This is a genomic window from Parasedimentitalea nitratireducens (assembly GCF_057444295.1).
Genome location: NZ_JBYAXC010000009.1, coordinates 60,294 through 86,436 on the forward strand (window position 1 = coordinate 60,294; position 26,143 = coordinate 86,436).

The 26,143-nt window shown below is 56.6% G+C and carries 29 protein-coding genes; 14 read left to right on the forward strand and 15 right to left on the reverse strand.

From position 1 onward, the window contains the following. Positions 1 to 51 precede the first annotated feature (51 nt). Genes nadA through nadC form a run of 3 tightly spaced genes read left to right on the forward strand, consistent with a single transcriptional unit; the run spans position 52 to position 3,452 of the window. Entirely contained in the window at positions 52 to 1,020 is a 969-nt protein-coding gene (gene nadA, locus AC2T28_RS19755) for a quinolinate synthase NadA (RefSeq protein ID WP_486750372.1), read from the forward strand. Beyond that, entirely contained in the window at positions 1,020 to 2,558 is a 1,539-nt protein-coding gene (locus AC2T28_RS19760) for an L-aspartate oxidase (RefSeq protein WP_486750373.1), read from the forward strand. The genes nadA and AC2T28_RS19760 overlap by 1 nt, the downstream gene beginning before the upstream one ends. Positions 2,559 to 2,585: 27 nt before the next feature. Next, positions 2,586 to 3,452: a carboxylating nicotinate-nucleotide diphosphorylase gene (nadC, locus tag AC2T28_RS19765; protein WP_486750374.1), complete on the forward strand. Its 867-nt coding sequence runs from the start codon at positions 2,586 to 2,588 to the stop codon at positions 3,450 to 3,452. Here nadC and AC2T28_RS19770 read toward each other — a convergent pair. The 3 genes from AC2T28_RS19770 to AC2T28_RS19780 all read right to left on the reverse strand — a co-directional run bounded on the left by AC2T28_RS19770 (position 3,431) and on the right by AC2T28_RS19780 (position 4,871). Beyond that, entirely contained in the window at positions 3,431 to 3,562 is a 132-nt protein-coding gene (locus AC2T28_RS19770; RefSeq protein WP_486750375.1) for a DUF6476 family protein, read from the reverse strand. The genes nadC and AC2T28_RS19770 overlap by 22 nt on opposite strands. A gap of 118 nt (positions 3,563 to 3,680) precedes the next feature. Then, positions 3,681 to 4,430: a substrate-binding periplasmic protein gene (locus AC2T28_RS19775; protein WP_486750376.1), complete on the reverse strand. Its 750-nt coding sequence runs from the start codon at positions 4,428 to 4,430 to the stop codon at positions 3,681 to 3,683. A gap of 141 nt (positions 4,431 to 4,571) precedes the next feature. Next, positions 4,572 to 4,871: a DUF6476 family protein gene (locus tag AC2T28_RS19780; protein WP_486750377.1), complete on the reverse strand. Its 300-nt coding sequence runs from the start codon at positions 4,869 to 4,871 to the stop codon at positions 4,572 to 4,574. On the opposite strand from AC2T28_RS19780, the gene AC2T28_RS19785 reads away from it, so the two are divergent. Then, positions 4,870 to 5,904: an RluA family pseudouridine synthase gene (locus AC2T28_RS19785; protein ID WP_486750378.1), complete on the forward strand. Its 1,035-nt coding sequence runs from the start codon at positions 4,870 to 4,872 to the stop codon at positions 5,902 to 5,904. The genes AC2T28_RS19780 and AC2T28_RS19785 overlap by 2 nt on opposite strands. Positions 5,905 to 6,158: 254 nt before the next feature. Next, positions 6,159 to 7,055, forward strand: a complete 897-nt coding sequence (rpoH, locus tag AC2T28_RS19790) for an RNA polymerase sigma factor RpoH (RefSeq protein ID WP_486750379.1) — start codon at positions 6,159 to 6,161, stop codon at positions 7,053 to 7,055. Between the two features lie 473 nt (positions 7,056 to 7,528). On the opposite strand, the gene AC2T28_RS19795 is transcribed toward rpoH, so the two are convergent. Next, positions 7,529 to 8,701 (reverse strand): dipeptidase, encoded by a 1,173-nt coding sequence (locus tag AC2T28_RS19795; protein WP_486750380.1) that lies wholly within the window; start codon positions 8,699 to 8,701, stop codon positions 7,529 to 7,531. 135 nt (positions 8,702 to 8,836) lie between these two features. On the opposite strand from AC2T28_RS19795, the gene AC2T28_RS19800 reads away from it, so the two are divergent. From AC2T28_RS19800 to AC2T28_RS19810, 3 genes are all read left to right on the forward strand, one after another. Further along, positions 8,837 to 9,817 (forward strand): Gfo/Idh/MocA family protein, encoded by a 981-nt coding sequence (locus AC2T28_RS19800; protein ID WP_486750381.1) that lies wholly within the window; start codon positions 8,837 to 8,839, stop codon positions 9,815 to 9,817. A 27-nt stretch (positions 9,818 to 9,844) separates the two neighbouring features. Further along, the gene (locus AC2T28_RS19805) at positions 9,845 to 10,114 is read left to right on the forward strand and encodes a DksA/TraR family C4-type zinc finger protein (protein WP_486750382.1); all 270 of its coding nucleotides are present in this window, start codon (positions 9,845 to 9,847) and stop codon (positions 10,112 to 10,114) included. 250 nt (positions 10,115 to 10,364) lie between these two features. Then, positions 10,365 to 11,702, forward strand: coding sequence for an NCS2 family permease (locus AC2T28_RS19810; RefSeq protein WP_486750383.1), 1,338 nt, complete (start codon positions 10,365 to 10,367; stop codon positions 11,700 to 11,702). Positions 11,703 to 11,776: 74 nt separating this feature from the next. Here the strand turns inward: AC2T28_RS19810 and AC2T28_RS19815 are convergent, their stop codons facing one another. The 10 genes from AC2T28_RS19815 to AC2T28_RS19860 form a co-directional block, all read right to left on the reverse strand. Beyond that, the gene (locus tag AC2T28_RS19815; protein WP_486750384.1) at positions 11,777 to 12,013 is read right to left on the reverse strand and encodes a hypothetical protein; all 237 of its coding nucleotides are present in this window, start codon (positions 12,011 to 12,013) and stop codon (positions 11,777 to 11,779) included. Positions 12,014 to 12,050: 37 nt separating this feature from the next. Next, the gene (locus AC2T28_RS19820; protein WP_486750385.1) at positions 12,051 to 13,109 is read right to left on the reverse strand and encodes a hypothetical protein; all 1,059 of its coding nucleotides are present in this window, start codon (positions 13,107 to 13,109) and stop codon (positions 12,051 to 12,053) included. Positions 13,110 to 13,145: 36 nt separating this feature from the next. Beyond that, on the reverse strand, positions 13,146 to 13,622 hold the full coding sequence (locus AC2T28_RS19825; RefSeq protein WP_486750386.1) for a GNAT family N-acetyltransferase: 477 nt from the start codon (positions 13,620 to 13,622) through the stop codon (positions 13,146 to 13,148). 150 nt (positions 13,623 to 13,772) lie between these two features. Continuing rightward, positions 13,773 to 14,072 carry a YciI family protein gene (locus AC2T28_RS19830; RefSeq protein ID WP_486750387.1) on the reverse strand — a complete coding sequence of 100 codons (300 nt, stop codon included), beginning with the start codon at positions 14,070 to 14,072 and terminating at the stop codon, positions 13,773 to 13,775. A 93-nt stretch (positions 14,073 to 14,165) separates the two neighbouring features. Beyond that, positions 14,166 to 14,567: a hypothetical protein gene (locus AC2T28_RS19835; protein WP_486750388.1), complete on the reverse strand. Its 402-nt coding sequence runs from the start codon at positions 14,565 to 14,567 to the stop codon at positions 14,166 to 14,168. A gap of 249 nt (positions 14,568 to 14,816) precedes the next feature. Beyond that, positions 14,817 to 15,146, reverse strand: a complete 330-nt coding sequence (locus AC2T28_RS19840; RefSeq protein WP_486750389.1) for a GFA family protein — start codon at positions 15,144 to 15,146, stop codon at positions 14,817 to 14,819. 173 nt (positions 15,147 to 15,319) lie between these two features. After that, a complete protein-coding gene (locus AC2T28_RS19845) occupies positions 15,320 to 15,778 on the reverse strand; it encodes a hypothetical protein (RefSeq protein WP_486750390.1) in 459 nt (152 codons plus the stop codon). Continuing rightward, entirely contained in the window at positions 15,775 to 17,595 is a 1,821-nt protein-coding gene (locus tag AC2T28_RS19850; RefSeq protein ID WP_486750391.1) for a M3 family oligoendopeptidase, read from the reverse strand. Before AC2T28_RS19850 ends, AC2T28_RS19845 begins: the two co-directional genes overlap by 4 nt. A gap of 113 nt (positions 17,596 to 17,708) precedes the next feature. Continuing rightward, positions 17,709 to 18,668 carry an alpha/beta hydrolase gene (locus tag AC2T28_RS19855; RefSeq protein WP_486750392.1) on the reverse strand — a complete coding sequence of 320 codons (960 nt, stop codon included), beginning with the start codon at positions 18,666 to 18,668 and terminating at the stop codon, positions 17,709 to 17,711. Next, the gene (locus AC2T28_RS19860; RefSeq protein ID WP_486750393.1) at positions 18,668 to 18,958 is read right to left on the reverse strand and encodes an SCP2 sterol-binding domain-containing protein; all 291 of its coding nucleotides are present in this window, start codon (positions 18,956 to 18,958) and stop codon (positions 18,668 to 18,670) included. Before AC2T28_RS19860 ends, AC2T28_RS19855 begins: the two co-directional genes overlap by 1 nt. Before the next feature lie 99 nt (positions 18,959 to 19,057). Between AC2T28_RS19860 and AC2T28_RS19865 the strand changes: the two genes are divergently transcribed. From AC2T28_RS19865 to AC2T28_RS19885, 5 genes are all read left to right on the forward strand, one after another. Beyond that, on the forward strand, positions 19,058 to 19,627 hold the full coding sequence (locus AC2T28_RS19865) for a tetratricopeptide repeat protein (protein WP_486750394.1): 570 nt from the start codon (positions 19,058 to 19,060) through the stop codon (positions 19,625 to 19,627). A 14-nt stretch (positions 19,628 to 19,641) separates the two neighbouring features. Beyond that, positions 19,642 to 22,494: a helicase-related protein gene (locus AC2T28_RS19870; RefSeq protein ID WP_486750395.1), complete on the forward strand. Its 2,853-nt coding sequence runs from the start codon at positions 19,642 to 19,644 to the stop codon at positions 22,492 to 22,494. 4 nt (positions 22,495 to 22,498) lie between these two features. Then, positions 22,499 to 22,873, forward strand: a complete 375-nt coding sequence (locus tag AC2T28_RS19875) for an RNA-binding S4 domain-containing protein (RefSeq protein ID WP_486750396.1) — start codon at positions 22,499 to 22,501, stop codon at positions 22,871 to 22,873. Between the two features lie 62 nt (positions 22,874 to 22,935). After that, positions 22,936 to 23,274 (forward strand): ferredoxin FdxA, encoded by a 339-nt coding sequence (gene fdxA, locus AC2T28_RS19880; RefSeq protein ID WP_486750397.1) that lies wholly within the window; start codon positions 22,936 to 22,938, stop codon positions 23,272 to 23,274. Positions 23,275 to 23,595: 321 nt separating this feature from the next. After that, the gene (locus AC2T28_RS19885) at positions 23,596 to 24,114 is read left to right on the forward strand and encodes a CarD family transcriptional regulator (RefSeq protein WP_486750398.1); all 519 of its coding nucleotides are present in this window, start codon (positions 23,596 to 23,598) and stop codon (positions 24,112 to 24,114) included. Between the two features lie 158 nt (positions 24,115 to 24,272). On the opposite strand, the gene AC2T28_RS19890 is transcribed toward AC2T28_RS19885, so the two are convergent. Beyond that, complete coding sequence (locus AC2T28_RS19890; protein WP_486750399.1) at positions 24,273 to 25,022, reverse strand: adenosylcobinamide-GDP ribazoletransferase; 750 nt, start codon at positions 25,020 to 25,022, stop codon at positions 24,273 to 24,275. A gap of 98 nt (positions 25,023 to 25,120) precedes the next feature. Here AC2T28_RS19890 and cobT point away from each other — a divergent pair, with 98 nt between their 5' ends. Continuing rightward, entirely contained in the window at positions 25,121 to 26,137 is a 1,017-nt protein-coding gene (gene cobT, locus AC2T28_RS19895; RefSeq protein WP_486750400.1) for a nicotinate-nucleotide--dimethylbenzimidazole phosphoribosyltransferase, read from the forward strand. The last annotated feature ends 6 nt before the right edge of the window (positions 26,138 to 26,143 follow it).

The following is a 26,143-nucleotide window of genomic DNA, read 5'->3' on the forward strand; positions in this document are numbered from 1 at the left end:
GAGAATAAGTAGCGCTCCGAAAGTACTCACTTTGAGTATAATGGAGACGTTATGACATCTATTCGCATGCCAGACCTGTATGACCGGGTTAGCCAGATCATTCCGCAACCCGATTGGATGCTGTTTGAGGACGATATCGAAGCGATTCTGAAGCTGAAGCGCGAGAGGAACGCGGTGATCCTGGCGCATAACTACCAGACGCCCGAGATTTTCCATGGCGTCGCAGATATTGTCGGCGACAGCCTGGCGCTGGCGCGCGAAGCGATCACGGTTGAGGCCGATGTTATCGTCCTGGCGGGTGTGCATTTTATGGCGGAAACCGCCAAGCTGCTGAATCCGGAAAAGACGGTTCTGATCCCTGACATGCAGGCGGGCTGTTCACTGGCAGACTCGATCACGCCTGCGGATATTGCCCTGCTGCGCGAGGCCCATCCCGGTGTGCCGATCATCACCTATGTGAACACCTCGGCCGATGTGAAAGCGGCATCTGACATTTGTTGTACCTCGGGCAATGCGGTCAAGGTGGTGGAATCTCTGGGCGTTCCCAAAGTCTTGATGATCCCCGATGGATACCTGGCCCGCAACGTGGCCAAGGAAACTGAAGTTGAAATCATCGCCTGGAATGGCGCCTGCGAGGTGCATGAGCTGTTCACGCCGGATGATGTGCGCGGTATGCGCGAGGCCTATCCCGGTGTGACCATTCTGGCCCATCCTGAATGCCCGCCCGAAGTGGTGGCCGAGGCTGATTTTTCTGGCTCCACTGCGGTGATGTCTGATTTTGTGGGCGACAAGAAACCGGCGCGGGTGTGCCTGCTGACCGAATGTTCGATGAGCGACAACGTGGCGGTGAACCACCCCGAAGTAGAGTTCATTCGCCCCTGCAACCTGTGCCCACACATGAAGCGGATCACGCTGGGCAATATTCGTGAGGCGCTTGAAAAAGGCCATCATGAGGTGACGGTTGATGCTGCGATTGAAGCGGATGCGCGCCGGTCGGTTGAGCGGATGCTAGAGATCTGATGCCAGACTTGGCCAAGGCACAGGGGCGCATTGCCATCATTGGCGGTGGGCTTGCTGGCATGATGACGGCGCTAGAGCTTGCGCCGCGGCCCGTGGTGCTGATCACCCGTGCCGGGCTGGGGCAGCAAAGTTCTAGCCTGTGGGCGCAGGGTGGCATTGCGGCGGCGCTGGGGGCGGATGACAGTGCTGAATTGCATTTGGCTGATACCCTTGCCGCTGGTGCGGGCCTGTGTGATGCCGAGATTTCGGGTGGGATCCTTGCCGAGACTCCCGCGGCTATTGCGGCGCTGGAACGCTATGGCGTGACGTTTGATCGTGGGTCAGACGGCGCGTATGTCTTTGGTCGCGAGGCTGCACATTCGCGGCGGCGTATTTTGCATGTTGGTGGCGACGGGGCCGGGGCGGCGATCACCATGGCGCTGGCAAAAGCGGTCGAAGATAGTCCGTCGATCCTGCAATTGACCAATGTCGAAGCCCGCCGGTTGATAGTGCGGGATGGTGAAGTTTCTGGCGTGCTGCTGCAACAGGGCGACCGAGCCGAGGTTTTACCTTGTTCACAGGTGGTGATGGCCACGGGTGGTGTTGGCGGGCTGTTTAACGCGACTACCAACCCGATTGGTAACTATGGTCAGGGCGTGATGATGGCGGCGCGGGCCGGGGCGCAGTTGATGGATTTGGAGTTTGTCCAGTTCCACCCCACAGCGCTGGACATTCCCCGCACGCCTCTGGGGCTGGTCAGCGAAGCGGTGCGTGGTGAAGGCGCGATACTGGTTGATGAGCAGGGCGAACGGTTCATGGCCGATGTGCCGGGCCAAGAGCTGGCCCCACGTGATGTGGTCGCCCGTGCGATCCATGCCGTGATTGCCCGTGGCGGGCGTGTGTTTTTGGATGCGCGAGAGGCGATTGGCGACCGGTTCGCCAGCACCTTTGTCGGAATCCATCAGATCTGCCAAGAGGCCGGGATTGACCCTGCGCGGGATCTGATCGCGGTGCGGCCTGCTGCCCATTACCATATGGGGGGGATTGCCACGGATGCCCGCGCGCGCAGCAGCCTGTTGGGCCTGTGGGCTGTGGGTGAATGTGCGGCAACTGGGCTGCACGGGGCCAATCGGTTGGCCAGTAATTCCCTGCTCGAAGCGGCGGTAATGGCACAGCGCGCGGCGCAGGACCTGAAGGGGCAGGTGTCATCAGAGGCTCACCCATTCTCTGTATCCGAGCAGAACGTAGCGGCAGATCCCTCCTTGGTGCGCCCGATTGTGTCTCATCACCTTGGCGTAGTCCGCGATGAGGCTGGGTTGCGTCAGGCCATTGGTGAATTGTTGCCTTTGGCCCAAGGCTCGGGCGCCACCGCCGATCCGGCTGTTGTTGCGCTGAGTATGGGTGTTTTTGCCTATCTTCGTACTGAATCCCGAGGCGGTCATTGCCGTGCGGACTATCCAAATGAACTGCCCCATCCAGCCTCGCGCCGGATGGGGCTAAGCGATGTCTTTGCCCATGCAGAACAGCTTATCAATGAACCTATTTGTCGGAGTGCATAAGAGATGCTCAGCCCTTTACCCCGTGTGATGATTGAACCCGTGCTGCGCCGTACCCTAGAAGAGGACCTGGGGCTGGCCGGGGATATTACATCTGCTGCTGTGATCCCGGCGGGGCATCACTCGGTTGTCGAGGCGGTTGCGCGCAAACCCGGTGTGATTGCAGGATTGGATTGTGCTGAGCTGGCCTGTGAGCTTGTGGATCGAGCGATCAAGGTCACCCGGTTTGTCGACGATGGCGCCGCAGTTGAGCCGGGTACCCGGATTGCCCGGTTTGAGGGGCCATCAACCAGCATTCTAACAGCTGAACGAACAGCGCTGAACTTTTTGGGGCATCTGTCGGGGATAGCCTCGGTCACGGCAGAGCTGGTGCAGGCGATGGCTGGCACAGGTGCGGCGGTGGTTTGCACCCGCAAGACCACGCCGGGGCTGCGTGCGCTGGAAAAATATGCGGTGCGGGCTGGGGGCGGCATGAACCACCGCTACTCGCTGGCCGACGCGGTGCTGATCAAGGACAACCACATCGCTATTGGTGGCGGCATCGCGGCGACGCTGGGCCGGGCCAAGGCCGGGGTGGGGCACATGGTCAAGGTTGAGATCGAGGTCGACACGCTGGAGCAACTGGCCGAGGTGCTGGAGATTGGCGCGGATGCCATTCTGCTGGATAACATGCCCCCGGCGATGCTGCGTCAGGCGGTTGAGATGATTGATGGCCGTGCCATCACCGAGGCTTCGGGCGGGATTACTCCGGGAACCGCCGCCGAGATTGCCGCCACAGGTGTGGATCAGATTGCGCTGGGTTGGATCACCCACAGCGCGCCGACGATGGATATCGGGCTGGACTTCGTGTCGATGTCCGATGTGAAACCTGCGGGTTACTCGATAGTGATGGTCTGACGCAGATCGCAACTGGTCTTGTCAAAGATCAGGATCTGATTGTCACCGCTCACCACCGCGATCCAGCCCTTGCCAAAGGTCACGGCGGTGGGGGTGGTACCACCCTTCACACAACTAAAGTTTCGAAGATGCTACATCTGCTCATTGTCGCGCCGTCGGCACATCAGGGTTATCCGCTGGCTGAACTGGTCATTGCTTCGGAATTCCAAGTTTCAGGGTGACACAGATCTAGCTGAAATCGTCAGGGATGTAGGATTTCAGCAGCCTCTTGAAAGTACCTTCCTCTCTTAATGAATTTGTCGATTGTCTAAGCCGCTCTCTTGCCTCGGGCGAGACTTGTCCCTTAGCGCAATGCAGCCACAGTGAGGCCTGCAGGAAGGGTAAGATGCCGCCGATATCTTGGCGATCCATTTCTTCGGAGTGGAGATAGAAGAAAAGACTGATTTCGGAACCAGCAATTGCGTCGACGCGACCAGCCTTCAATAGGCGTACGCTTTGCTCGTAGCCCGTTGTCAGGAAGCGTTCGATTTTCGGGTCTGTAGAAATGGGGAATTTCCGGAAGCTCCCGCGCGGTATTGCGAGCCGCTGTCCGTGCAGGTCTTCGATTTTTGAGATGGGAAGCCCCGCTCGGGTGACAACCGTGGCATCGAATTTGTCCAACACCTCAGCTATTGGAATAAAGTTCTCTTCGCTCCATGGGGTAAGAGCAATTACTGCGCAGTCGGTGATGCCATGTTCCAGATTTTTCAGAGCCCGGGCAATCGGTAGGATTTCATCTGTGATTGAGACATTGGCCTGTTCGGCTATCATCTTGTTGATTTCGACGATCAGACCAAGGCGACCGCTGGAGTCATCGCGCAAGGCATAGGGAGCCAGATCCATGGTCGCAAAGTCGAGCTCCTGTGACTTTGCCGGATTACCAAGAAATGCGAGGCAAACTATGGCAAGAAATGCTGACAGCTGCTTGGTGTTGATCATCTGCATCTCAATCACTTGGAGCTTTGTTCGTACAGAAGCTTTTGGCCTCACTTGCACATGTTGTGTCCATTTGCGCGATGAATCAAGCAGTGTTCACGGTGAGGCCTAAAAGTGAAGAAAGACGCGCCCTGTTGGGTTGCTTTAGTCGATGTCAATTGTCTGGCGGAGTTCGCCGCTGGTGGCATCCATGATCAGGATGCGATTGTCATTGCTGACTACGGCAATCCAACCCGGTCCAAAGGTAACAGCTGTGGGGGTTGTGCCATCGGGCAGGGTGATGGTTTCGGGCAGGGCCACATCTTTATCAGACAAACGGATGACAAGCAGGCTGATAACCACTACAAGCCCGCCAATCATGACCACGGTAAGCGTGGTCACCAGCCGCCGCAGGAATTTTATCTGGGGTGGTTCTTGGACTTTAGGTTCGGAAGGACGTGTCATGGGCAGCCGCCAGATTGAGTTTGTCATTGCGGAAAATCCGCCTAAGCGGCTTGATAAGGCGCTTTCGCGGGATGTGCCAGTAGAAGCAACCCTATCGCGCACCCGATTGGCGCGGCTGATTGCCGACGGCGCGGTGAGCGTGGATGGCGCTGCGGTGACGGATCCCAAGGCCAAGGTGGCTGAAGGTGCGGTGATCGTGGTTAGTGTGGAAGAGGCTGAAGACAGCCATATCGGCCCCGAAGATATCACGCTGGATGTTGTCTATGAAGACGACGACCTGATTGTAATCAACAAGCCCGTAGGCACGGTAGTGCATCCTGCACCTGGGACGCCGTCGGGTACTTTGGTCAATGCGCTGTTGCATCACTGTGGGGACAACCTGTCGGGTGTTGGCGGGGTGAAACGCCCCGGCATTGTGCATAGGATCGACAAGGAAACCAGCGGACTGCTGGTGGTGGCCAAATCAGATGTCGCGCACCAAGGGTTGGCGGCGCAGTTCGAGAAACACACGGTGGAACGGTACTACCGCGCGATCTGTTACGGTGTGCCGGATGCCAATGATCCGCGTCTGCGCGGGATCAAGGGCACCAGCTTTGAACCTGGCAACATTTTGAAACTGACCACGCAACTGGCGCGGCACAAGCATGACCGTCAGAAACAGGCGGTGATGTTTCAAGGCGGCCGGCATGCGGTGACGCGGGCGCGGATTGTTGAGCCCTTTGGCAATCCCGGCGTGGTTGCGCTGGTCGAATGTTGGCTGGAAACCGGCCGTACCCATCAAATCCGCGTGCATATGGCCCATGCCGGTCACGGGTTGGTGGGGGATCCAACCTATGGCGGCAAGCGCAAGCTGGCGGCCAAGTCACTGGCTCCGGCAGCACATGACGCTCTGAGGGCCTTCCCTCGCCAAGCGCTGCATGCGGCGGTTTTAGGTTTTGTGCACCCGGTTTCAGGCGAAAACATTCGGTTCGAAGCACCGATGCCGGATGACATGGAGGCCTTGATGGAGACCCTGCGGCAGGTTGCTGCCTAGGCCTTTTCACTGTTTAGGACTACCTGAGCTGTGCTGGCCGGTAGATAAATCGGGCGTTCGGGGCCCTTACTTATATGGCCGATGTGCAAAAATCATAGAATTCGGCAACATTTTGAACATCCCTGTGAAGCAGATCACAGACGGCTCTTCGCGTGTTAGTATATCAAAACGCTAAGGCACCTCTTGAAAGAGAAAAAGTGCTGACCCATATGATGATATGTTAAGTCCTTATACATTAGGGAGGGGCACACTACATGGCGAACTTTAAGAACCTACCAGCACCAACACCTGAGGGCGGTCTGAACCGCTATATGCAGGAAATCCGCAAGTTTCCTTTGTTGGAACCGGAAGAAGAATACATGCTGGCCAAGGCCTGGGTGGAAAAGGAAGACTCAGGTGCTGCGCACCGTATGGTCACCTCGCACCTGCGTTTGGCTGCTAAGATTGCCATGGGTTATCGCGGTTATGGGTTGCCCCAGGCCGAAGTGATTTCAGAGGCCAACGTTGGCCTGATGCAGGCGGTAAAGCGCTTTGATCCTGAAAAGGGTTTCCGCCTTGCGACCTATGCAATGTGGTGGATCCGCGCCTCGATCCAGGAATACGTCCTGCGGTCCTGGTCGATGGTGAAGCTGGGCACAACCTCTGCGCAAAAGAAGCTGTTCTTTAACCTGCGCAAAGCCAAGGCCCGTATCGGTGCGCTGGAAGATGGCGACATGCACCCGGACAACGTCAAGCGGATCGCAACTGATCTGGGCGTGACCGAGGCCGAGGTGATCTCGATGAACCGGAGGATGTCGGGTGGCGATGCATCGCTGAACGCCACGGTTGGCTCCGAGGGCGAAGGCACCATGCAGTGGCAGGATTGGCTGGAAGACGAAGATGCCGATCAAGCCGGTGACTATGAGGCGCGTAACGAGTTGGAAGCGCGTCGTGAGTTGCTGGGGGAAGCCCTGGACGTGCTGAACGATCGTGAGAAGGACATTCTGACACAGCGTCGTTTGGCCGAGAAAGCTAAGACGCTGGAAGAGCTGAGCGGTCAGTACGAAGTCAGCCGCGAGCGGATCCGTCAGATTGAAGTACGCGCGTTTGAGAAGCTGCAGAAGAAGATGCGCGAACTGGCGCAAGCCAAGGGCATGTTGGCGCTGAGCTAATCAGCGACATAGAGCTCTGGATAAGAAAGAAGGCGGTGCTGATGCACCGCCTTTTTGCGTTTGATGGCTTGCACGATACCTGGAGAGGGCCTAGGGACCTGTGTCGCTATCGGTGCTGGCGGGGGGCTGGCTGATTAAGAGACACTGCACGGGCTTGCTGGGACTATCCTAGCGGACTTGGCTGGCTGAAATTGATCTGGGGAGCTGGCGTGTCTGGCTGTCTGGCATGCCCCGTAGGACTGGCTGGATTAGCTGGATGCTGGCGGCCTGGTGTTTCTGGCTTGCTGCCTGTCTTGAGAATTGGATATGGAAATCCTTCGGTGGCGTCAAGAATAATTGTTATAAATCAAATAATTGAATGTAATTATCAGGATTGTAAAGCGGAGCAAAAAGGTAGGTGTTTCCTGAGGGTATAGAAAAACCGCCCAGATATGCTGGACGGTTTTTTGGAAGTGCTTCACCTGTGTAAGGAATTAGTCGAGCCGCGCCCGCAGAACGCGTAGCATGTTTTCGCCCGCAACCTTTCGGATCTGCTGTTCGGTCAGTCCTGCGTCCATCATGGCCTGCGTCAAGGCAGCCAGTTCGGATGTGTCAAACGCGGTGGTCACTGAGCCGTCAAAGTCGGACCCCAGTGATACAGCGTCTTCGCCAATAACCTCGATTGCGGCCTTGATGGTTTTTGCGATACCAGCCGGGCTATCATCGCAGGTAACATCTGCCCAATACCCAATACCGATAACCCCACCTGTGGCAGCGATTTCTTTCATCAAGTCATCGGGGAAATTGCGTTTCACCTCACAATTGCTGTGGAGACCGGTGTGCGAAACGACCAGCGGGATATCTGTCATTGCGATGACATCGCGTGCAACCTGCGGGCTGGAGTGGGCCACATCCAAGATGAGACCACGATCAGCAACGGCCTGCACAACTTCGCGGCCAAAATCGGTGAGCCCTTTGTTGCCATTGCCGTGCAGTGAACCACCCAGCCTGTTATCAAAAAAGTGGTGCAGAGCAACCATCGTGAAGCCTGCATCCTGTAGGCCCTGGAGGTTGTTTAGATCTCCATCTAGGGCATGGGCTCCTTCTATTCCCAACAAGCCACCAACCACCGGTTCACCCGCCAGTTTCAGCGCCATTAAAGCATCCAGATCAGCTTCAGTGCGGATAATACGCAGGCTGCGGCCCGAGCGGTCTTTGACTTTGTGCAGCTTTTCGGCCTGATACAGCGCGCGCTGGTAGAGCGAGTTCCAGGTGCGTGGTGGCCACATCTGCGCAACGGCGAGCAGGGTGATGTTGTCCATCGCATCTGTTTCGTTGTGATCATAGTTCTGACCGGCTGGGGATTTGGTCACGGCGGTGAACATCTGCAGGGCCACATTGCCTTCGATCAGACGTGGGATATCCATCTGCCCCCGGTCACCGCGTTTGCTTAGATCACGGTTCCACAACAATGGATCAGCGTGCCAATCTCCGATCAGCAGGCTTTCGTGCAGGGCTGCGGCTTCGGGTGAGACCGGATAGGGCTCATGTTCGGCCACCACATTGCGGGATTCCTCGATATAAGCGGGCACAAAGACCAATACGGGCACTAAGGCGATAATTGCGAGCACAAGCAACCGTCCCAGCCATTTTCCGAATGTTCTCATTCCTAGTTACTCCCTGAAATTCATTTTGCGCAGCCTAGGGCAGGGGGCCGTAGGTGCAATGAAAACATTAGGTCAACAGCTCTTGCCGACGGTGGTGGCCGAAGTAAACTGGTGCTTCAATCAGGAGTGATATGGATGCAAAAACCTGTCAGATGGGGAATACTAGGGGCTGCCAAGTTTGCTCGACAGTATATGGGGCCCGCCATTCATGCTGCCGAAGGCGCGCATTTGGTGGCGCTGGCAACGTCTGATCCGGCCAAAGCAGAGCCATTTCAGGCGTTTTGCCCCGACCTGAAAATCTATGATGACTACGACGCTCTGCTGGCTGATCCTGACATAGACGCCGTATACGTGCCATTGCCCAATCATATGCATGTGGAGTGGAGCCTCAAGGCAATGGAGGCGGGCAAACATGTCTTGTGTGAAAAACCGATGACGCTGAAAGCTGAAGAGTTTGATCAGCTTATCGCCAGGCGCGATGAGACAGGTCTGTTGGCGGCCGAGGCCTATATGATCGTACACCATCCACAATGGCAGATGGTGCGTCGGCTGATTGACGACGGCGCGATTGGCAGGCTGGCACATGTAAGTGGTAAATTTTCATTCGACAACCGCGAGGACACCAACAACATCCGTAACAAGGCTGAAACCGGCGGCGGTGGTTTGCGGGACATTGGTGTCTATGTTTTCGGTGCCGCACGCTATGCAACGCGCCAGGAGCCCGAGGAAATCTCGGCGCAAATTCGCTGGGAGAATGGGGTTGATGCGCTGGCCGAGGTACAGGCGCAGTTCCCCGGATTTTCCTATTCCGCCTATGTCAGCATTCGTATGCATCCCTATCAGGAGATGTTGTTCCATGGCGAGAAGGGGGTGATCCGGCTGACGGCACCGTTTAACGCGCGTGTCTTTGGCGAGGCACGGGTTGAATTGCACCGCGCTGGACTGGAGGTTCAGGTCACACGGTTTCCGGCCGATGATCACTACAAGCTGCAGGTCGAAGCTTTTGGGCGTTCGGTTCGTGATGGGGTTGATTATCCTTGCCCGCTGGAATTTTCTCGCGGAACGCAGGATATGATTGACCGGGTGTTTGAGGTAGCGCGACCCTTGAACGGGTAGGTTCGCAACAATACTGGAGGCCGGGCTATGGCAGGTGGTTGGGCGCGTGATGGCGCTGTGAATGAGCAGATTGAGGCTTCGATCAGTGACGAGTTGGCGCGGATGAAGGCTCGGAAAAATCCTGTCGGGGAAAGCCTGACTTATTGTGCCGACTGCGAAGAACCCATTCCGGAAGCCCGCCGCAATGCTGTGCCCGGCGTCAAATTGTGCATCGAATGCATGCAGGAACGCGATGGTGCCCGGCAACAACGGGGCGGGATAAACCGCCGAGGTTCAAAGGATAGTCAGCTGAAATAGTTCAGTTTTCTGCCGCTACTTGCGCCAATTTCGCAGGGCGAAACCTTTTTTCAATTTTCCTTTGAAACTGCTTTGGTGCTGTCGCTTCTGTTTTGAAAGACTTGGACGCACTATCAGTTGCCCATGACCCGGGCCAATCCATAAGGGAGAGTTTGGCCAAGGAGCGGGTTTAACGCCACATCGGCAGATCAAGATCAGGTCCACCGCGCTTGAAGCGGCTGGGGTGGGCTGACCTGTACCTGGAGGAACTATGGTCGAGAGAACGCAAGAGATTGAGCAACAAGGTCTGCTTGAGAGCTATTTTGAACTGAAAAAACACGGCACATCCGTCAAAACCGAGGTGGTGGCGGGGATCACCACATTTTTAACGATGGCCTATATCGTCTTTGTGAATCCGGAGATCCTGTCGTCAACTGGCATGGATCGCGACGCAGTGTTTGTGGCCACCTGTTTGGCAGCGTCACTGGGCACGTTGATCATGGGTGTCTGGGCCCGTTGGCCGATTGGCATGGCGCCCGGCATGGGGCTCAATGCTTTCTTTGCCTTTACCGTTGTTGGAGCCATGGGCTTTACCTGGCAACAGGCATTGGGGGCGGTGTTCATCTCGGGGATGATTTTTCTGGTGTTGACCCTGACAGGTGTGCGGCGCTGGCTGATATCCGGAATTCCCGCCTCGATGCGCAATGCGATTGCAGCTGGGATCGGGATGTTTCTGGCGATTATTGCGCTGAAATCATCCGGTATCGTCGTGGCGAGCCCGGCGACCTTTGTGACTCTGGGTGATGTGACGGCGACTGGGCCACTGCTGGCCATTGGCGGGTTCTTTCTGATCGCGGCGCTGGATGCGCTGAACGTGCGTGGATCGATCCTGATTGGTATTCTGGCGGTGACGGTGACATCGGTTTTGGTTGGGCATTCCGACTTTGGTGGTGTCATGTCCATGCCGCCGTCTTTTGCGCCGACCTTTATGCAGCTGGATGTCTGGGGCGCACTGGGTGCCGGTATTTTTCAGGTGGTTCTGGTGTTTGTTCTGGTCGAGGTTTTTGACGCCACTGGCACGCTGATTGGTGTCGCCAAACGTGCAGGCCTGATGCAAGAGGGGCCAACGCATAAGAATGAGAATCTGGGCCGGGCATTGATGGCAGATTCAACCGCGATTGCGGCGGGTTCCTTGCTGGGCACCTCGTCTACCACCGCCTATGTCGAAAGTGCGTCGGGTGTGCAGGCGGGTGGTCGCACCGGTTTGACGGCTGTTGTCATTGCAGGGTTGTTCCTGTTGGCGCTGTTCTTTGCCCCACTGGCGGGTTCGGTTCCTGCCGTGGCGACTGCACCGGCGCTGCTCTATGTGGCGGCCCTGATGTGTCGCGAGCTGGTCGAGGTGGACTGGGACGACGTGACCGAGGCAGCCCCTGCGGCGCTGACGGCGCTGATCATGCCCTTTACCTATTCGATCGCCAACGGTCTGGCCTTTGGTTTCATCAGCTATGCGGCACTGAAGCTGCTGACCGGCAAAGGCAAAGAAGTCCACATGGCAACCTGGATTGTGGCTGGGCTGTTTGTGATCCGGTTTGTGTTCCTGTCGCACTAGGCAGATGGCGTTTAACAAGTAAGGGGGCTGTCCGGTCGTAAGGCCGGGCAGGCCCTTTTGCATTGGAGGCAAACTTAGGTGTCCGTGCGGTTCTGGCGGGCTTTGCGCCAACGGCGGTAGAGCTTCACATCCAAGGCCGCGACCATGATCCCCAATGGGATCATCCAAAAGCCGAGGATGGGTAGGAATCCCAGAAAGCCACCGGTGATCAACAGAATGCCAAGCACCAGCCGCAACCCGCGCGGCACGCGCCGACGCACCCAAGACATAAAGGGTTGGAACCGGGTTTTGATGGCGTCAAAGCGTTTCATTTGACAGATGAGTCAACAGGGGCAGGCAACAGGTTAGTCAGAATGGCAGAAAGTCCTTATTCAAGCTTTCGAAGACCGGATGATCTGGCAGATGTATGCCGCTTCCCACTTCTTGCAATGCTCCTTCAAATCGCCTTGCCGGCCTAGGAACACCAAAGAACCCGCCTCGCGCAAAGGTTTTGCGCAGGTAGGTGGTAAAGGGCATTTGGATGCCTTCAGCATAGATAATCGGGTCGAGCGCGATGCTGGAGAATCTGAACATCGGGTTGTTTCCACCGCTCACATCCGCCTTGTGCTCAAAGCTGGGGGCAAATTCCGGGAAGTAGGCAATGCCACCCTGTTCCAGAATATGGGGTTCGGATTCTTCGTCCGTCAGATCATAGGCCAGATACTCAAAGTTGACGCAAAGCGGATCCCAATCGCCCAAGCGAGATAGAACAGCATCATCTGCGTGCGGGTGGGGGATACGGTCTTCAGTTTCTACTTGTTGCTCTCGCTGGACTTCTTGCTCCGTTTTCGCAGGCGTCGCAGCTTCGATGGATTTGAGCATGGCCTCCGCAGCTTGTTGGAGCTCAGGATTAGACAGGAATTCCAGGCCTGAAGTGGGGCTGGATTGCTGAGATCTGAGGTCTTGTGCGAGGGCTGCCAGGTCTGTTGCCTCTGTTGCCGGATATCGTTGCCGCAGATCTAGCGACCCGACGATCTGACCAAATCGTTCGAGTGCTAGCGGAAATGGGGAGAGGCTTTTATCAAACACGGTTAGATCACCAAATTCAGCTTCGAGCGCGGATTTGCAGGTTGCCACGTCTTGGGTTGCGTTGCGGCGGGGGGCATAGGGGGCACCGTCGCGTCCAGCTTCACATTCAAACCGGTAGCCTGTTTCCCGTAAACGTTGGATAAGTAGGTCGGCATTGCGAGCAACGCGTTCGAATGTTTGCTGTAGGACATCCTCGGCATCATTGCGATCAACGTTGTAATGGCGCTCCCAATCGATTCCGCTGCCCATTGTTTCGCCATAAGAAGCCCATTGGCTATCCATTTCCTGCCAGACTTCTTGGTGTTCGCCTGCCGCGTATCGTTTTGAAAAGGACGTCATTGTAAAGTTTCCGAGTTTTTAAATTGTCTGGATGAGTTATGCCAGTGGCATCCGCATGACGTGTTGCGGGCCTGCGATGCCGCTGGTGTACAATTCGCCGGTATCTACGAACCCAGCCTTTTTGTAGCAAGCATAGGCGGCCGGATTGGCCAAATTGACTGTTAGCACAATCGCCGGGGCAGTGGAGTAGTGGCGTGGCAGGTAGTTGCGCAGGGCGCGTGCAGTGGTGACGCCGTAGCCTTTGCCCTGTTGCAGGGTGTCGATCATGAAGGCGCGCAGACCAAGCTCACCGTCATGGGCAAAGCCATTCTTGGCACTAAACCCCCGGTCGATCTTGAAGAAGCCAACGGCGTAATCCCTAGCAAAAGCAGCGTGGAAGTCGACCTCTGGTTCTTGGGAATTGAAGGCTTGGAGTATGGTGCCGGAATAGAGCACCTGATCAGCCGTGACTTGGATGTGGCGGACCAAGTCGAATTCTTGCTGTGATACTGGACGTAGTTCGACGAAAGGCATTGATGCTCCGGGAAAATATGCGTCAGACGCGGGTGTTGCGCTCTTTGAACGGCATAACAAATGAACCGGGAGAGTAATTCAAGGTCTTCGTCTCAGAGACACGAGACAGTTATCTGACTCGTCTGGGCTGGCAATTATCCAGGTTGCCCCTCACAAAACAGCAGTCTGGTCTTCGAGCAGTTTGCCCCAGGTGAAAATCTTATAGGTCCGAAGTTCGGGGAAATAAAATGGATCCTTGGTAATCAGAGTTTCGACCTCGGCCTTGGTTTCTGTCTCGACTACCCAAAGTGCGCCACAGAAGTCACCACCGACCTCGGGTTTTAGTCCGCCACCGATCAGCAGTTCTGGGTGGGCTTTTGCATAGGCAACATGCGCGTCGCGCAGGTTTTGCCTTTCCCGAATATCGAGCATCTGCGGCATGTCATCAAAGAGTACCACCCAACGTGTCATGTTAGCTCCTTTTGGTATTAGCCAGCGTAGGAGCCAAATTTAGCGAGAGTAGGGCCAGCGGATCGCGCGCGTAGGTCCAGCCTGTGCACATGGTTAGGGCAGGGCTGCGATCCAATTGGTGACGAGAGAGAAGTACCGCGCCCGAATGATGCGGTCTTTGTCGGGGAGCGTCTCAATCAACTGCTTTTTGAAGTCGATGAGATTTTCCTGATTGGGGTATTCACGTTCCGAGATCGAGGCGAGTTGGGTGTCACCGTTGCCCTGCCAGGTGTTGTTCACCGGAAACCCAAGTGGGATCATTTGGTCATGCCAGGTTGCATCCAGATTGAGCGGGCCATTCGGGGTATGCACGCGCACGTAGTGGTGAAAGTCGGGAATGCGATTGTTGGCTGAGAGTTCTTTCAGCTCGGCGGGAAAGCTCTCGTGTGTTGGCGTGCTTTCGTTGAAGTAGGTGAACATCGTAATGATTTCAGCCTGATATCCGGCGGTACGCAAAAGGTCGCGCAGCAGGATGTGTTTGCCGAGCAGGACCCCTCATTCAGTTCGGCCACCATGCGTGGGTCGCGGGTGCCGGTGGAGCCATAGGGGATGTTGCGCACTCGGTGGTAGATAGCGGGGAGGCTGTGGAGGGCTTCGTTTTGGAGTAAGTCAGTGAGGAAAACTGTGTAGCTCAATGGAAGACCTTAGAAAATGTATTGCTAATGAAATGTAGTTTGCCTGCCCCAGCGACCGGAGACAATGCTGTTAGGTTTCTGCCGCGTGACTGTCATATTCTGGAATGCCGTTGAGTTCACGAAGCTCTGTATTCTGCATGTTGATGCCGCATCGTTTCATCCCGCTGTCGATGTCCGCCCAATGGGTCAGAACCCCACAATTTTGGCAGCGATGGAATGTTATCATCCGATCTCCCCACACGTAAGTGTCGGTTGTTCCAGAAATGCTGATTTGTTCCGGTGCATAGTAACCCCAAAGCGCGCCGTATCGTCGGCAAATGGAGCAGCCACATCGATTTAGTTTGTCGGGAAGGGACGGCAGTTTGATTGATACCTGTCCGCAATGGCACTGGGTTTTCATGGCCTGTCCTTGGATCTGCGTAAAGAATTTGGGCGAAAACTGTTGAACAAAGACGACGTGTCTGACCTTGGGGAGATGCAAAGCGCCTTCCCGGGGGGAAGGTCAGGCGCGGCCTGGCGTTGCCGGGCCAAACAAGCTTTCTTGCTTCAGTTCACATCTTGCCAGCTTTTGGTCTAAGACATCGGAGGTTCGGATGCTTTTCTGACACAAAATACGGCAGATCCGTCTTTGCGAACAAAGTCTACGTTGTCAGGCGAGCGAAAAGTGACTTTGCTTCTTTCGCCCTCCTTCAGCATTCTACTAAGTAGTGTTTTGGCTTCCTGACCATTGCGAATATCTACTCCACCTGAGGTAAACGAGAGAATTCTGGCTGAGATCGGATTGTCTTCAAAATAGCCATCAGAAATTTTGTAGTTCGCATGATACTTGGCCCGAGCCGTTGCAAATACAACTCCGTTTTTAGTGTAGGAAAGCTGCACTACTCCCTCAAAATGGCCGAACTTTGAAACGCTCATATCAGCAGTCATGCGCCCTTGCTCGTGTTCTTCGGAGCATGTCCAATTGCCGACCAGTGTTTCTGCATGTGCAGGTGAACTGGCCAGCATTCCTAAGGCTAGAAAAAGCGGTTTCATTCCTCCATCGCTTCCAGTTCGTCAATGAAGCCAGAGATCATCGATAGGCCTTTTTCCCAGAACTTGGGGTCCGAAGCGTCTAGGCCAAATGGGGCAAGCAGCTCTTTGTGGTGTTTGGAACCACCGGCTTTGAGCATCTCGAAATACTTATCCTCAAAGCCTTCGTCGCCCTCGGCGTAGACCGAGTAAAGCGCGTTCACCAGTCCGTCGCCAAAGGCATAGGCGTAGACGTAGAAGGGCGAGTGGACGAAGTGGGGGATATAGGCCCAGAAGGTCTCGTAGCCGTCGACGAAGTCAAAGCAATCGCCCAGGCTTTCGGCCTGAACCGACATCCACAGGGCGTTGATGGCGTCTGGGGTGAGTTCGCCTTCGGCGCGGGCGGCGTGGAGTTTGCATTCAAAGTCGTAGAACGCAATTTGGCGAACCACGGTGTTGATCATGTCTTCGACCTTACCCGCCAGCAGCACCTTGCGCTGTTCTTTGGTTTCGGCCTTGTCCAGCATCTTGCGGAAGGTGAGCATTTCACCAAACACGGATGCCGTCTCGGCCAGGGTCAGCGGGGTGGATGAGAGCATTTCACCCTGAGCGGCGGCCAGCACCTGGTGTACGCCGTGGCCCAGTTCGTGTGCCAATGTCATCACGTCGCGCGGTTTGCCCAGATAGTTCAGCATCACATAGGGGTGCACGTCGGTGACGGTGGGGTGAGCAAAGGCACCGGGGGCTTTGCCGGGTTTAACAGCTGCATCAATCCAGCCATCCGAGAAGAAGGGTTTGGCCAGCTCACCCATGCGCGGATCAAAGGCGTTATAGGCCTCCATCACGATGGATTCCGCTTCATCCCAATTGACGGTGCGGGTGTCTTCCATCGGTAGGGGCGCGTTGCGGTCCCAGACCTGCATGCGGTCCAGACCCAGCCATTTGCGTTTCAGGTCATAGTAACGGTGCGACAGCTTAGGGTAGGCGGCAACCACGGCGCTGCGCAGGGCTTCGACCACCTCGGGCTCGACATCGTTGGACAGGTGGCGGCCCATCTGCGGCGAGGGCATTTCGCGCCAGCGGTCGACGATTTCTTTTTCCTTGGCCTGGGTGTTGTGAACGCGGGCAAAGATCTTGATGTTGTCCTGAAACACATTGGCAAGCTCGCGGGTGGCGGCCTCGCGTTTGGCACGGTCCTGTTCGGTGAGCAGGTTCAGGGTGCCTTCGATGTTCAGCTCTTCACCGTCGACGGTAAAGGTCAGCCCGGCGATGGTTTCATCGAACAGTTTTTCCCAGGCATCACCCACAACGCTGAGATCATGCAGAAATTTCTCCAGCTCATCCGACAGCTGATAGGGTTTCATGGCGCGGATGCGGTCAAAGACCGGCTTGTAGCGGGCCAGATCGGCGTTGGCCTTAAAATGCGCGTTGAGTGTTTCGTCTTCGATGCGGTTCAGTTCCAGCGTGAAGAAGACCAGTGGGGTGGTGAAAACGGTGATCGCCTCTTGCATGTCAGACATGAACTTGGCGCGGTCAGAGTCAGTGGTCAGTTGATAGTAGCGCAGACCGGCGTAGGACATAATGCGGCCGGCCTTGTTGTTGATCTTTTCATTGCGCATCACGCAGTTCAACAGGCCCGCATCGTCCAGAATGGCCAGCTTGCCTTCATAAGCCTTAGCAAAGGAGGAACACTCGTCTTCCAGCCAGTCGAGGTCGCGCTTTAGCTCGGGTGCATCATCACTGGTGTAGAGATCCGAAAGATCCCATTCGGGCAGATTGCCAAATTCATCAGAGCCAGAGGAGGCATTGGCGTCGCGAACGGGGAAGGGGAGTTGGAACATGGTGCACCTCTATGTCTTGGGTTTACAAGAACATCTAAGGCGCGGGCAGGGGGATCACAAGCGCAACGAAGCGCTTGAAACGGTGATTTTATTGTAGAACGGCAAGGGTTTGCTTAGCGGTATTGGTCAAACAGGCGGCACATGCGGTCAAATACATGGGCGCGGATCGCGGGAACTTCCATCACCACCTCGTGCTGGGCGCTGGGCACCACTTCGAGTTCGCCGCCAGGCCAGCGGGCCATTCGGTCATGGATGGCGGGGCAATCCACAATCTGTTCGTCAGCACCCAAAAAGGTGATGCAGGGCAGCATGGGAGAATCCATTGCCGCGAGTTCGGCGCAGTCTTTTAGACCTTGGCCCAGCCAGTTGATTGTTGGGCCACCCAAGGCCAGATCGGGCTGCGCCTGTAGTTGATCGCGCATGAACTGGTACATGTCTGGATCAGTTGTGAGGCTGTTGCCTTGGAAGTCTTGTGCCATGACATAGGTTTGCAGCGATAGAGTTGGGACCAGTTTACCGCCCAGCCCGATAGCAGGGCCAAGCTTGCCCATCAGCTTTCCAAACGGTTTCAAGGCCGGTGCGATATAGATATCCCACATGGGGCCCGTAAAGGCGCAGGCTTTAACCGGTAGGCCGTTGATCAGCGCGCGCAATCCAATTGCGCCGCCCATAGAATGGCCAAGCAAGAAGTAGGGTTTGGGCAGCGCCAGACGGTCAGCAAGATCTAAGGCGGCTGTGACATCGTGCTGAAAGTTGGTGAACTGGTCGATATGGCCCAGTCGCGGATCATCCAGAATCCGGTCAGCCAGTCCCTGACCGCGCCAGTCGATGGTCAGCGTTGCATAGCCGCGATCCGCAAAGTCCTGAGCTGCGGGTCCATATTTTTCGATATATTCCGTGCGCCCGGGAAACAGGAGAACCGTTCCCTTGTCGGCGTTCTCGGGGTGCCAATGGCCCACGCGGATACGCAGGCCATCGCTGGTTTGCGCCCAATGCGCCTGTCCGCCAGCAGGTCCCTTGGCGATATCGGCAAAGAACGGGGCGGGCTGCAGGTCGTTTGGGCGCGCGTCCATCAGGCAAGCGCCGATGCAAGTTGCATGGCTGTGCCCATGTCGCCATCGATAGTCAGTTTTCCGGACATAAAGGCGCTGGTTGGGTTCAGCTCGCCGCTCAGGATCTCTTCGAATGTTTCGGCGTCGGCTGATAGGGTGACATCTGCGTCATCGTCACTGACCCGCGCACCCGAGGCATCCAGAACGATGGCGCCCAGATCGGCGATTTCAAATTTTGCCGAGGCTGAAAAATCTCCGCCGGAGAGTTTTTCGTTCAGTGCTTCTGCGGCTTTGGCAAGTATATCGCTCATTTGGTGTCCTTGTTGCTTTCTTGGATCGCACACAACTGTGTGACAGCTTATCCGTCAACACTGGAATTTGTCGTATGCGTTGTTACACTGGCCAGTATCATGATCATTTCTTCTGTGAACCTCAAAGCTATCGTGGCGGCAACATTGTTGTCAGCCAGTCTTTTTCTGCCATTTTGCGCAAATGCGCAGGATTCCGCAGATGAAACAGCGCTATTGGCTGAGTTGGCCGAGGCGGATTCGTCCACAGCGATCAATTTGGATCGCGAATTGCAGGCTTTGTGGAGCAAGAGCGGCTCGGCTGCGATGGATCTTCTGTTGAAACGCGGCGTGGATGCGATCGAGCGTGGAGATCTGGAGGCTGCGATTGAGCATCTGACGGCCTTGACCGATCACGCACCTGAGTTTTCCCATGGCTGGCTTCAGCGCGCGCACGCTTATTTCCTGAGTGATCGTTTTGGGCCAGCCGTCGCAGATCTTGAGCGGGCACTGTATCTGAACCCCAGTGACTATAACGCTATTTATGCGCTGGGCAGTGTATTCGAACATTTCCGGGATCCTGAACGCGCCTTTCAGGCTTACCTGCGCGCACAGGCTATACATCCTCACCACAAGGACGTATCCACTGCTTTGGAACGACTACGCTCCTCTGTTGTGGGCAAAGAACTGTAATTAAGGTTGATGCAATGACGAGCGCATCTCGGGTTGTGGCCGTATTAGGCCCGACCAATACTGGCAAAACCCACTACGCAATCGAACGAATGCTGGGCTACCGCACTGGGGTTATTGGCCTGCCGCTGCGGCTGTTGGCGCGCGAGGTCTACGATAAGATTGTCGCCATTCGCGGGCCTTCGGTGGTGGCTTTGGTCACCGGAGAAGAGCGCATTGTGCCGCCGCGCACCAAGTATTGGGTCTGCACCGTCGAGGCCATGCCCGAGGGTATGGGCTGCGATTTTCTGGCGATTGACGAGATCCAGCTTTGTGCCGATCCCGAACGCGGCCATGTGTTCACCGACCGGTTGTTGCGTGCGCGCGGCACCAATGAAACGCTGTTCCTAGGCGCCGATACCATGCGCGGGCCGATTTCGGCCCTGGTGCCCGAGGCACAGTTCATGCACCGTGAACGGATGTCGGAACTGGCCTATGGTGGATCCAAGAAAATCAGCCGAATGCCAGCGCGCAGCGCCATTGTTGGGTTCTCGGTTGATAACGTCTATGCCATCGCCGAGCTGATCCGTCGCCAAAAAGGCGGCGCTGCGGTGGTGATGGGGGCCTTGTCGCCCCGGACCCGCAACGCGCAGGTTGAGATGTATCAGAATGGCGAGGTCGACTATTTGGTGGCCACCGATGCCATTGGTATGGGGCTGAATCTGGACATCAACCACGTGGCGTTTTCAGCGCTGAACAAGTTTGACGGACAGCGCATGCGTCCCTTGGCCCCGAACGAGCTGGGGCAGATCGCTGGGCGCGCTGGGCGTGGCATGAGCCATGGTAGTTTTGGGGTCACCGGTGATGCGCCTCCGCTGGATGATTACGTGGCCTCGGCCATTATGAATCACCAGTTTACCCCGCTTAAAAAACTGAACTGGCGTTCATCCGACTTGCAATTTGGTTCACCCGAAGCGCTGATCCGCTCGCTGGAAGTGGCGCCGGTCGGCGAAAACCTGCTCAAAGCACGCGAGGCCGATGACCTGCGGACGCTGAAGGCGCTGTCGCAAGATTCGCTGATTTCAGCCCGCGCCAGTACCGGGCAGGGGGTGAAGCTGCTGTGGGATATTTGTCGGATCCCGGATTTTCGGGGTGTGTCACATGCCGAACATACTAACTTGCTAGGGCTTGTTTTTGACCACTTGGTCGAACGGGGCGTGGTGCCAGACGACTGGTTGGCACGTCAGATCAAGCTGATTGACCGCACCGACGGCAATATTGATACTCTGTCCAAGCGGTTGGCCTTTATCCGTACGTGGACCTATGTCGCACAAAGGAAAGGCTGGGTTCGTGACGAAAGCCATTGGCGAAGTGAAACACGCGCTGTAGAAGACAGGTTGTCGGATGCGTTGCACGAGCGTTTGACTCAGAGATTTGTGGACCGGCGCACATCCGTGCTCTTGCGCCGGCTCAAACAGAAGGAGGCCCTCTTGGCCGAAGTGAATGATAAGGGTGAAGTGACCGTCGAAGGTGAATTCGTTGGTCGACTGGAAGGATTCCGGTTCTCACCGGATAAAGGCGCTCAGGGAGCCGAGGCAAAGACCCTCAAGGCTGCCTCGATGCAGGCCCTGGCACCGCAGTTCCATCTGCGTGCCGACCGGTTTTACAACGCACCCGATACCGAGATTGATTTCACCGAACAGGGTGGATTGATGTGGGGCGAACATGCAGTTGGCAAATTGACGGCCAGTGCTGATCCCCTGACTCCGGGCATTACCGTTTTTGTTGATGATGCTGCCGGTGCAGACGTTGCCCAAAAGGTTGAACGCCGCCTGCAGCACTTTATCAGTCGCAAGATTGCGGCGTTGTTTGAGCCGCTGATCGCCTTGCAAAAGGACGAAGAGCTGACCGGACTGGCGCGGGGCTTTGCCTTCCGCATGGTCGAAGCACTGGGTATCCTGCCACGCGCCGATGTGGCGCAAGAAGTCAAAGACCTGGATCAGGATTCGCGCGGCGCTCTGCGCAAGCACGGTATTCGTTTTGGTCAGTTCACCATTTTCATGCCGCTGCTGCTGAAGCCTGCACCTACGCGTCTGCGTCTGGTGTTGTGGTCGTTGGCGCAGGATCTGCAGGAATTCCCCGAAGCACCGCCTCCGGGATTGGTCACGGTGCCAACCGACGCCGCTGCGCCCAAGGGCTATGACACCATGTGTGGCTATCGCGCCGCGGGTGAGCGTTCGATTCGCATCGACATGCTGGAGCGTCTGGCAGACATGCTGCGTGGTGAAGACAGCCGCGGTGGGTTCGAAGCCAAGCCTGATATGTTGTCGATCACGGGCATGACGCTGGAACAATTCGCTGATCTGATGAGCGGTTTGGGCTATAAAGCTGAAAAAGGCGAGCGCGCTAAGGTCAAGCCAGCGGCAGACCCTAAGCCTGAGGCCGAGAAGGCGAGCGGGTCTGAGACTGCCGAGGGCGAAACGGCTACGGAGCCTGCACAGGCTGAAGAAACGGCCACAGCCGCCGAGGCTACCGAAAGCACCGAGGCGGCAGCCGAGGCCACTGAAGTAGAAGCACCTGCCAAGGACGAAGCTGTTGAAGCTGAGCCAGAGATGGAGCAGTTCTATACCTTTACTTGGGGTCGCACCCGTCAGGGCGGCGGCCAGCGCGGTCAACGACGCGAGCAAAATGCTGGTGGTGCAGGCCGTGGTAAACCTCAAGGCAAAGGCCGTGGTGGCAAGCCGCAGGGCAAAGGTGCCCCGGGCAAGAAGGGTGGTCGTCCTCAGCAAGGGGCCAAAACCTTCTCGTCTCGTCCACCTAAGCCCGAAAAGAAGATCGATCCCGACAACCCCTTTGCCGCAGCGCTGATGGGGTTGAAGCAGGGTAAGTGATCTGATGTCGCAAACGGCAGACAAGATCCGCATTGATAAATGGCTGTGGCAGGCGCGGTTCTTCAAGACCCGCAGCCTGGCCAGCAAACAGATCAGTGCGGGTCATGTCCGTTTGAATGGCAACAAGATTTCCAAACCGGCGCAGATGGTTGCGCCGGACGATGTGTTGACCTTTGCCCAGGGGCGCCAGACCCGAGTGGTGCGCATTATGACCATCGGCACACGGCGCGGACCGGCCCCTGAGGCGCAAGCCCTGTACTTTGATATGACCGAAAAGCAGGAAGATGTTCCGCGCAGCCCCCGGTTTGAGGGAAAAGGCCGCCCAAACAAGAAAGAACGCCGACAGCTTGACCTTAAGCGGCAATCAGACGTGTTTTGACATCTTGAAGTCATGCGGGCGGTGATTTAGCTAGGCCACGTGAGACAACCTGGACCTGGCCAATGACCTACATCGTTACGGACAACTGCATCGCCTGCAAATACACCGACTGTGTCGAAGTTTGCCCGGTGGATTGTTTTTATGAAGGCGAAAACACTCTGGTCATCCATCCCGATGAATGTATCGATTGCGGCGTTTGTGAGCCTGAATGTCCCGCTGATGCAATTCGCCCTGATACCGAGCCTGACATGGACAAGTGGGTTGAGTTCAATCGCAAGTATGCCGAGTTGTGGCCGGTGATCATTTCCAAGAAAGATCCGCTGCCGGGGGCCGAAGACAAAGACGGCGAGACCGGAAAGCTGGAGAAGTATTTCTCGGAAGCACCAGGTGAGGGCGGCTAAAGCAGGGTCTGCGACCTGTTATCGCTGCAGCAGCACCTTAGCAGTCAAAAGTTACATGCGGACTGAAGGCGCAAGTTTTCGCTATCCTTTTCTGACGCTTGGCTTTTGGTTAGGCGTTTTTTGTGTTATACTGATGGGACAAACATACTCACCGACCGGCCTCTATCCTGATCGTGTGCTGTTATTATGCACGCATTTGGGTGGTTTAGCCACGCCATGCCTTTGATCAGCGGGTCACTTTTGTGTCTCGAATCGCTTGCGTGCTTGGTTATGCTCCGGTTCTTGGCCAACTAGGCCGGTATACAGCAAGGAAAGATCTGAATGAGTAAATCGAAAAAGCTCGACTTCCGCCCGAACGAGTTTGTGGTCTATCCGGCCCATGGCGTTGGCCAAATCATCTCGGTCGAAGAGCAGGAAGTTGCCGGCTTTGCGCTGGAGCTGTTCGTGATCACCTTTGAAAAGGACAAGATGACCCTGCGGGTGCCAACAAATAAGGCAGTCGAAGTGGGCATGCGCTCGCTGAGCTCGCCGGATGTGATCGCCCATGCGATGAAGACTTTGAAGGGCAAAGCCAAGGTCAAGCGCGCCATGTGGTCGCGTCGCGCGCAGGAATATGAACAGAAAATTAACTCGGGCGATCTTATCGCTATTGCCGAGGTGGTTCGCGATCTTCACCGCACCGATGACCAGCGCGAGCAGAGCTATTCTGAGCGTCAGCTGTATGAAGCGGCTCTGGAGCGTTTGACCCGTGAAGTTGCTGCGGTTGCCGGCGGCGACGAGCTTCTGGCGGCCAAGCAGGTTGGTGATGTGTTGTCATCGCGCACAGCTGCTGCTGCGTAAGCAACACTTACAAACAGATTAGAAGGCCGTGCCTGTTTGGTGCGGCCTTTTTCGTTACGGGGCTGATGAAATTGATGCAGGGGAGGGGGCGCTGCCCCCTCTTGGCTGTTTGGCCAATTCACGCCTGGTTTTTTTTGGCCAGATGAAGCCCGAGGCGGTCAGACTATCAGCAGTGCCAAGAGGCCGACCGTTTCACATAGCTGTTGGGTTGCCCCCAGGACATCGCCTGTTTGGCCGCCAATTTTAGCACGTGCAACGAGCGCGAGGCCAAGGCTGACCATGGCTAGTGCTGCGACCAAGGCAAAAGTGGCGGTCCCAATAATGAGGAGCGAAGCTGTGAGTGCCAGGCATATCCCTAGGGCGCAGGATGCATAGGGGGGGCGGCCGACGGATTGCGAGAGGCCGTATGAGCGCGCATGTGGCAGGGATACCATCAGAGCTGGCATTGCGGCCCGGCTGAAGAGTGCCAGTACGATTACCGGTCCTATTCCAGCTTGAGTGAGCAAGATCGACAGGGCGAGCCAGCGCAGGCCGATGGTCAGGAACAGGGCCAATACGCCATAACTGCCGATCTGGCTGTCTTTCATGATTTCCAACCGTCGTTCCGGGGCAAATCCACCCCAAAAACCGTCAGCTGTATCCGCCAATCCGTCTTCGTGCATGGCGCCGGTCAACAGGATCTGCATACCTAGCAGTAGCCCGGCAGCGATACTGGCGGGCAGGCCAAGCCAAAGGGCGAGCATGGCGATGGCACAGGCAGGTAGTGACACCGCAAGCCCAGCCAAGGGGAAGGCCCAAGAAGCCCGCGCCTGATGTTGAAACCAAGGTTTGGGCAATGCGGGCAGTGGCAGGCGGGTCAGTAGGACCAGAGACAGAGCGATATCACGCAGTATGTCGTTTTTTCGCATTGGCGGGCCTCTTGCGGGACTTGCGGATGAATGTACAGCGGTTAAACAGTCTGCACCGCTTTACCCGCGTCCCCCCCCTTGATGCAACGAGGCTTTTTATGCTGCCAGCGCTGACCGACCTAGATCACTTTCGTACCCTGCTGTCGCAGGCGCCCGCCACCGACCTTGTGGCGCAGTCCGCAGCGGCCGAGCGCAATGGGCAGCTGACCAAGCCACCGGGTGCCCTGGCTCGGCTAGAGGAACTGGCGATCTGGTATGGGGGATGGCGCGGTACAGACCGTCCGGACATCCAGAAACCTCAGGTGGTTATTTTCGCGGGCAATCACGGAGTCACAGCCCAGGGCGTATCGGCGTTCCCGGCTGAGGTTACGGCGCAGATGGTGATCAACTTTGAACACGGCGGCGCAGCGATCAATCAGCTCGCCAAACTGGCTGGCGCCAATATGGACGTGTTGGCGTTGGATCTGGAGCGTCCTACCAAGGATTTCACCCAAAGCCCAGCAATGGATGAGGCAGAGCTGCTGGCGGCGTTGCAGGCGGGCTGGACGTCTGTTGATCCTGAGGCCGACCTAATGGTGGTTGGTGAGATGGGTATTGGCAATACTACCCCGGCGGCGGCGCTGGCCTGTGTGTTGTTTGGCGGCGAGGCTGCTGACTGGACCGGGCGGGGCACAGGTGTGGATGACGCAGGTCTGGCCAATAAAACACGTGTTGTAGCCGAGGGTGTTGCGTTGCATCAAGCTGGCATCAAGGATGGTGTCGACGCCTTGGGCCGTTTGGGCGGGCGCGAGATTGCCGCCATGGCAGGGGCGATTGCAGCTGCGCGTCAGTTGCGGATTCCGGTCATTCTGGATGGGTTCATTTGCTGTGCGGCGGCTGCCTGTTTGGCGCAAAGTGCGGACGGTGCGCTTGATCACTGTGTGGCAGGTCATCAGAGCGCCGAAGGCGCGCACCAGGCGTTGTTGAGCAAGCTTGGTAAAGAGCCACTGCTGGCGCTTGGATTGCGACTGGGCGAAGGGTCGGGCGCCGCTCTGGCCATACAGATCCTGAAAGGGGCTATTGCTTGTCACAGTGGAATGGCGACCTTTGCCGAGGCCGGGGTTAGCGACGGCTGATCGCTG

Coding starts and splice junctions, on each gene's coding strand:
- AC2T28_RS19780 (WP_486750377.1), bottom strand. CDS start 4,871: ATGACACGTCCTTCCGAACCTAAAGTCCAAGAACCACCCCAGATAAAA.
- AC2T28_RS19890 (WP_486750399.1), bottom strand. CDS start 25,022: ATGCGAAAAAACGACATACTGCGTGATATCGCTCTGTCTCTGGTCCTA.
- AC2T28_RS19855 (WP_486750392.1), bottom strand. CDS start 18,668: ATGGACGCGCGCCCAAACGACCTGCAGCCCGCCCCGTTCTTTGCCGAT.
- AC2T28_RS19845 (WP_486750390.1), bottom strand. CDS start 15,778: ATGAAACCGCTTTTTCTAGCCTTAGGAATGCTGGCCAGTTCACCTGCA.
- AC2T28_RS19840 (WP_486750389.1), bottom strand. CDS start 15,146: ATGAAAACCCAGTGCCATTGCGGACAGGTATCAATCAAACTGCCGTCC.
- fdxA (WP_486750397.1), top strand. CDS start 22,936: ATGACCTACATCGTTACGGACAACTGCATCGCCTGCAAATACACCGAC.
- AC2T28_RS19800 (WP_486750381.1), top strand. CDS start 8,837: ATGCAAAAACCTGTCAGATGGGGAATACTAGGGGCTGCCAAGTTTGCT.
- cobT (WP_486750400.1), top strand. CDS start 25,121: ATGCTGCCAGCGCTGACCGACCTAGATCACTTTCGTACCCTGCTGTCG.
- AC2T28_RS19825 (WP_486750386.1), bottom strand. CDS start 13,622: ATGCCTTTCGTCGAACTACGTCCAGTATCACAGCAAGAATTCGACTTG.
- AC2T28_RS19760 (WP_486750373.1), top strand. CDS start 1,020: ATGCCAGACTTGGCCAAGGCACAGGGGCGCATTGCCATCATTGGCGGT.
- nadC (WP_486750374.1), top strand. CDS start 2,586: ATGATTGAACCCGTGCTGCGCCGTACCCTAGAAGAGGACCTGGGGCTG.
- AC2T28_RS19810 (WP_486750383.1), top strand. CDS start 10,365: ATGGTCGAGAGAACGCAAGAGATTGAGCAACAAGGTCTGCTTGAGAGC.
- AC2T28_RS19875 (WP_486750396.1), top strand. CDS start 22,499: ATGTCGCAAACGGCAGACAAGATCCGCATTGATAAATGGCTGTGGCAG.
- rpoH (WP_486750379.1), top strand. CDS start 6,159: ATGGCGAACTTTAAGAACCTACCAGCACCAACACCTGAGGGCGGTCTG.
- AC2T28_RS19815 (WP_486750384.1), bottom strand. CDS start 12,013: ATGAAACGCTTTGACGCCATCAAAACCCGGTTCCAACCCTTTATGTCT.
- nadA (WP_486750372.1), top strand. CDS start 52: ATGACATCTATTCGCATGCCAGACCTGTATGACCGGGTTAGCCAGATC.
- AC2T28_RS19885 (WP_486750398.1), top strand. CDS start 23,596: ATGAGTAAATCGAAAAAGCTCGACTTCCGCCCGAACGAGTTTGTGGTC.
- AC2T28_RS19850 (WP_486750391.1), bottom strand. CDS start 17,595: ATGTTCCAACTCCCCTTCCCCGTTCGCGACGCCAATGCCTCCTCTGGC.
- AC2T28_RS19795 (WP_486750380.1), bottom strand. CDS start 8,701: ATGAGAACATTCGGAAAATGGCTGGGACGGTTGCTTGTGCTCGCAATT.
- AC2T28_RS19870 (WP_486750395.1), top strand. CDS start 19,642: ATGACGAGCGCATCTCGGGTTGTGGCCGTATTAGGCCCGACCAATACT.
- AC2T28_RS19785 (WP_486750378.1), top strand. CDS start 4,870: ATGGGCAGCCGCCAGATTGAGTTTGTCATTGCGGAAAATCCGCCTAAG.
- AC2T28_RS19860 (WP_486750393.1), bottom strand. CDS start 18,958: ATGAGCGATATACTTGCCAAAGCCGCAGAAGCACTGAACGAAAAACTC.
- AC2T28_RS19805 (WP_486750382.1), top strand. CDS start 9,845: ATGGCAGGTGGTTGGGCGCGTGATGGCGCTGTGAATGAGCAGATTGAG.
- AC2T28_RS19830 (WP_486750387.1), bottom strand. CDS start 14,072: ATGACACGTTGGGTGGTACTCTTTGATGACATGCCGCAGATGCTCGAT.
- AC2T28_RS19775 (WP_486750376.1), bottom strand. CDS start 4,430: ATGATCAACACCAAGCAGCTGTCAGCATTTCTTGCCATAGTTTGCCTC.
- AC2T28_RS19820 (WP_486750385.1), bottom strand. CDS start 13,109: ATGACGTCCTTTTCAAAACGATACGCGGCAGGCGAACACCAAGAAGTC.
- AC2T28_RS19865 (WP_486750394.1), top strand. CDS start 19,058: ATGATCATTTCTTCTGTGAACCTCAAAGCTATCGTGGCGGCAACATTG.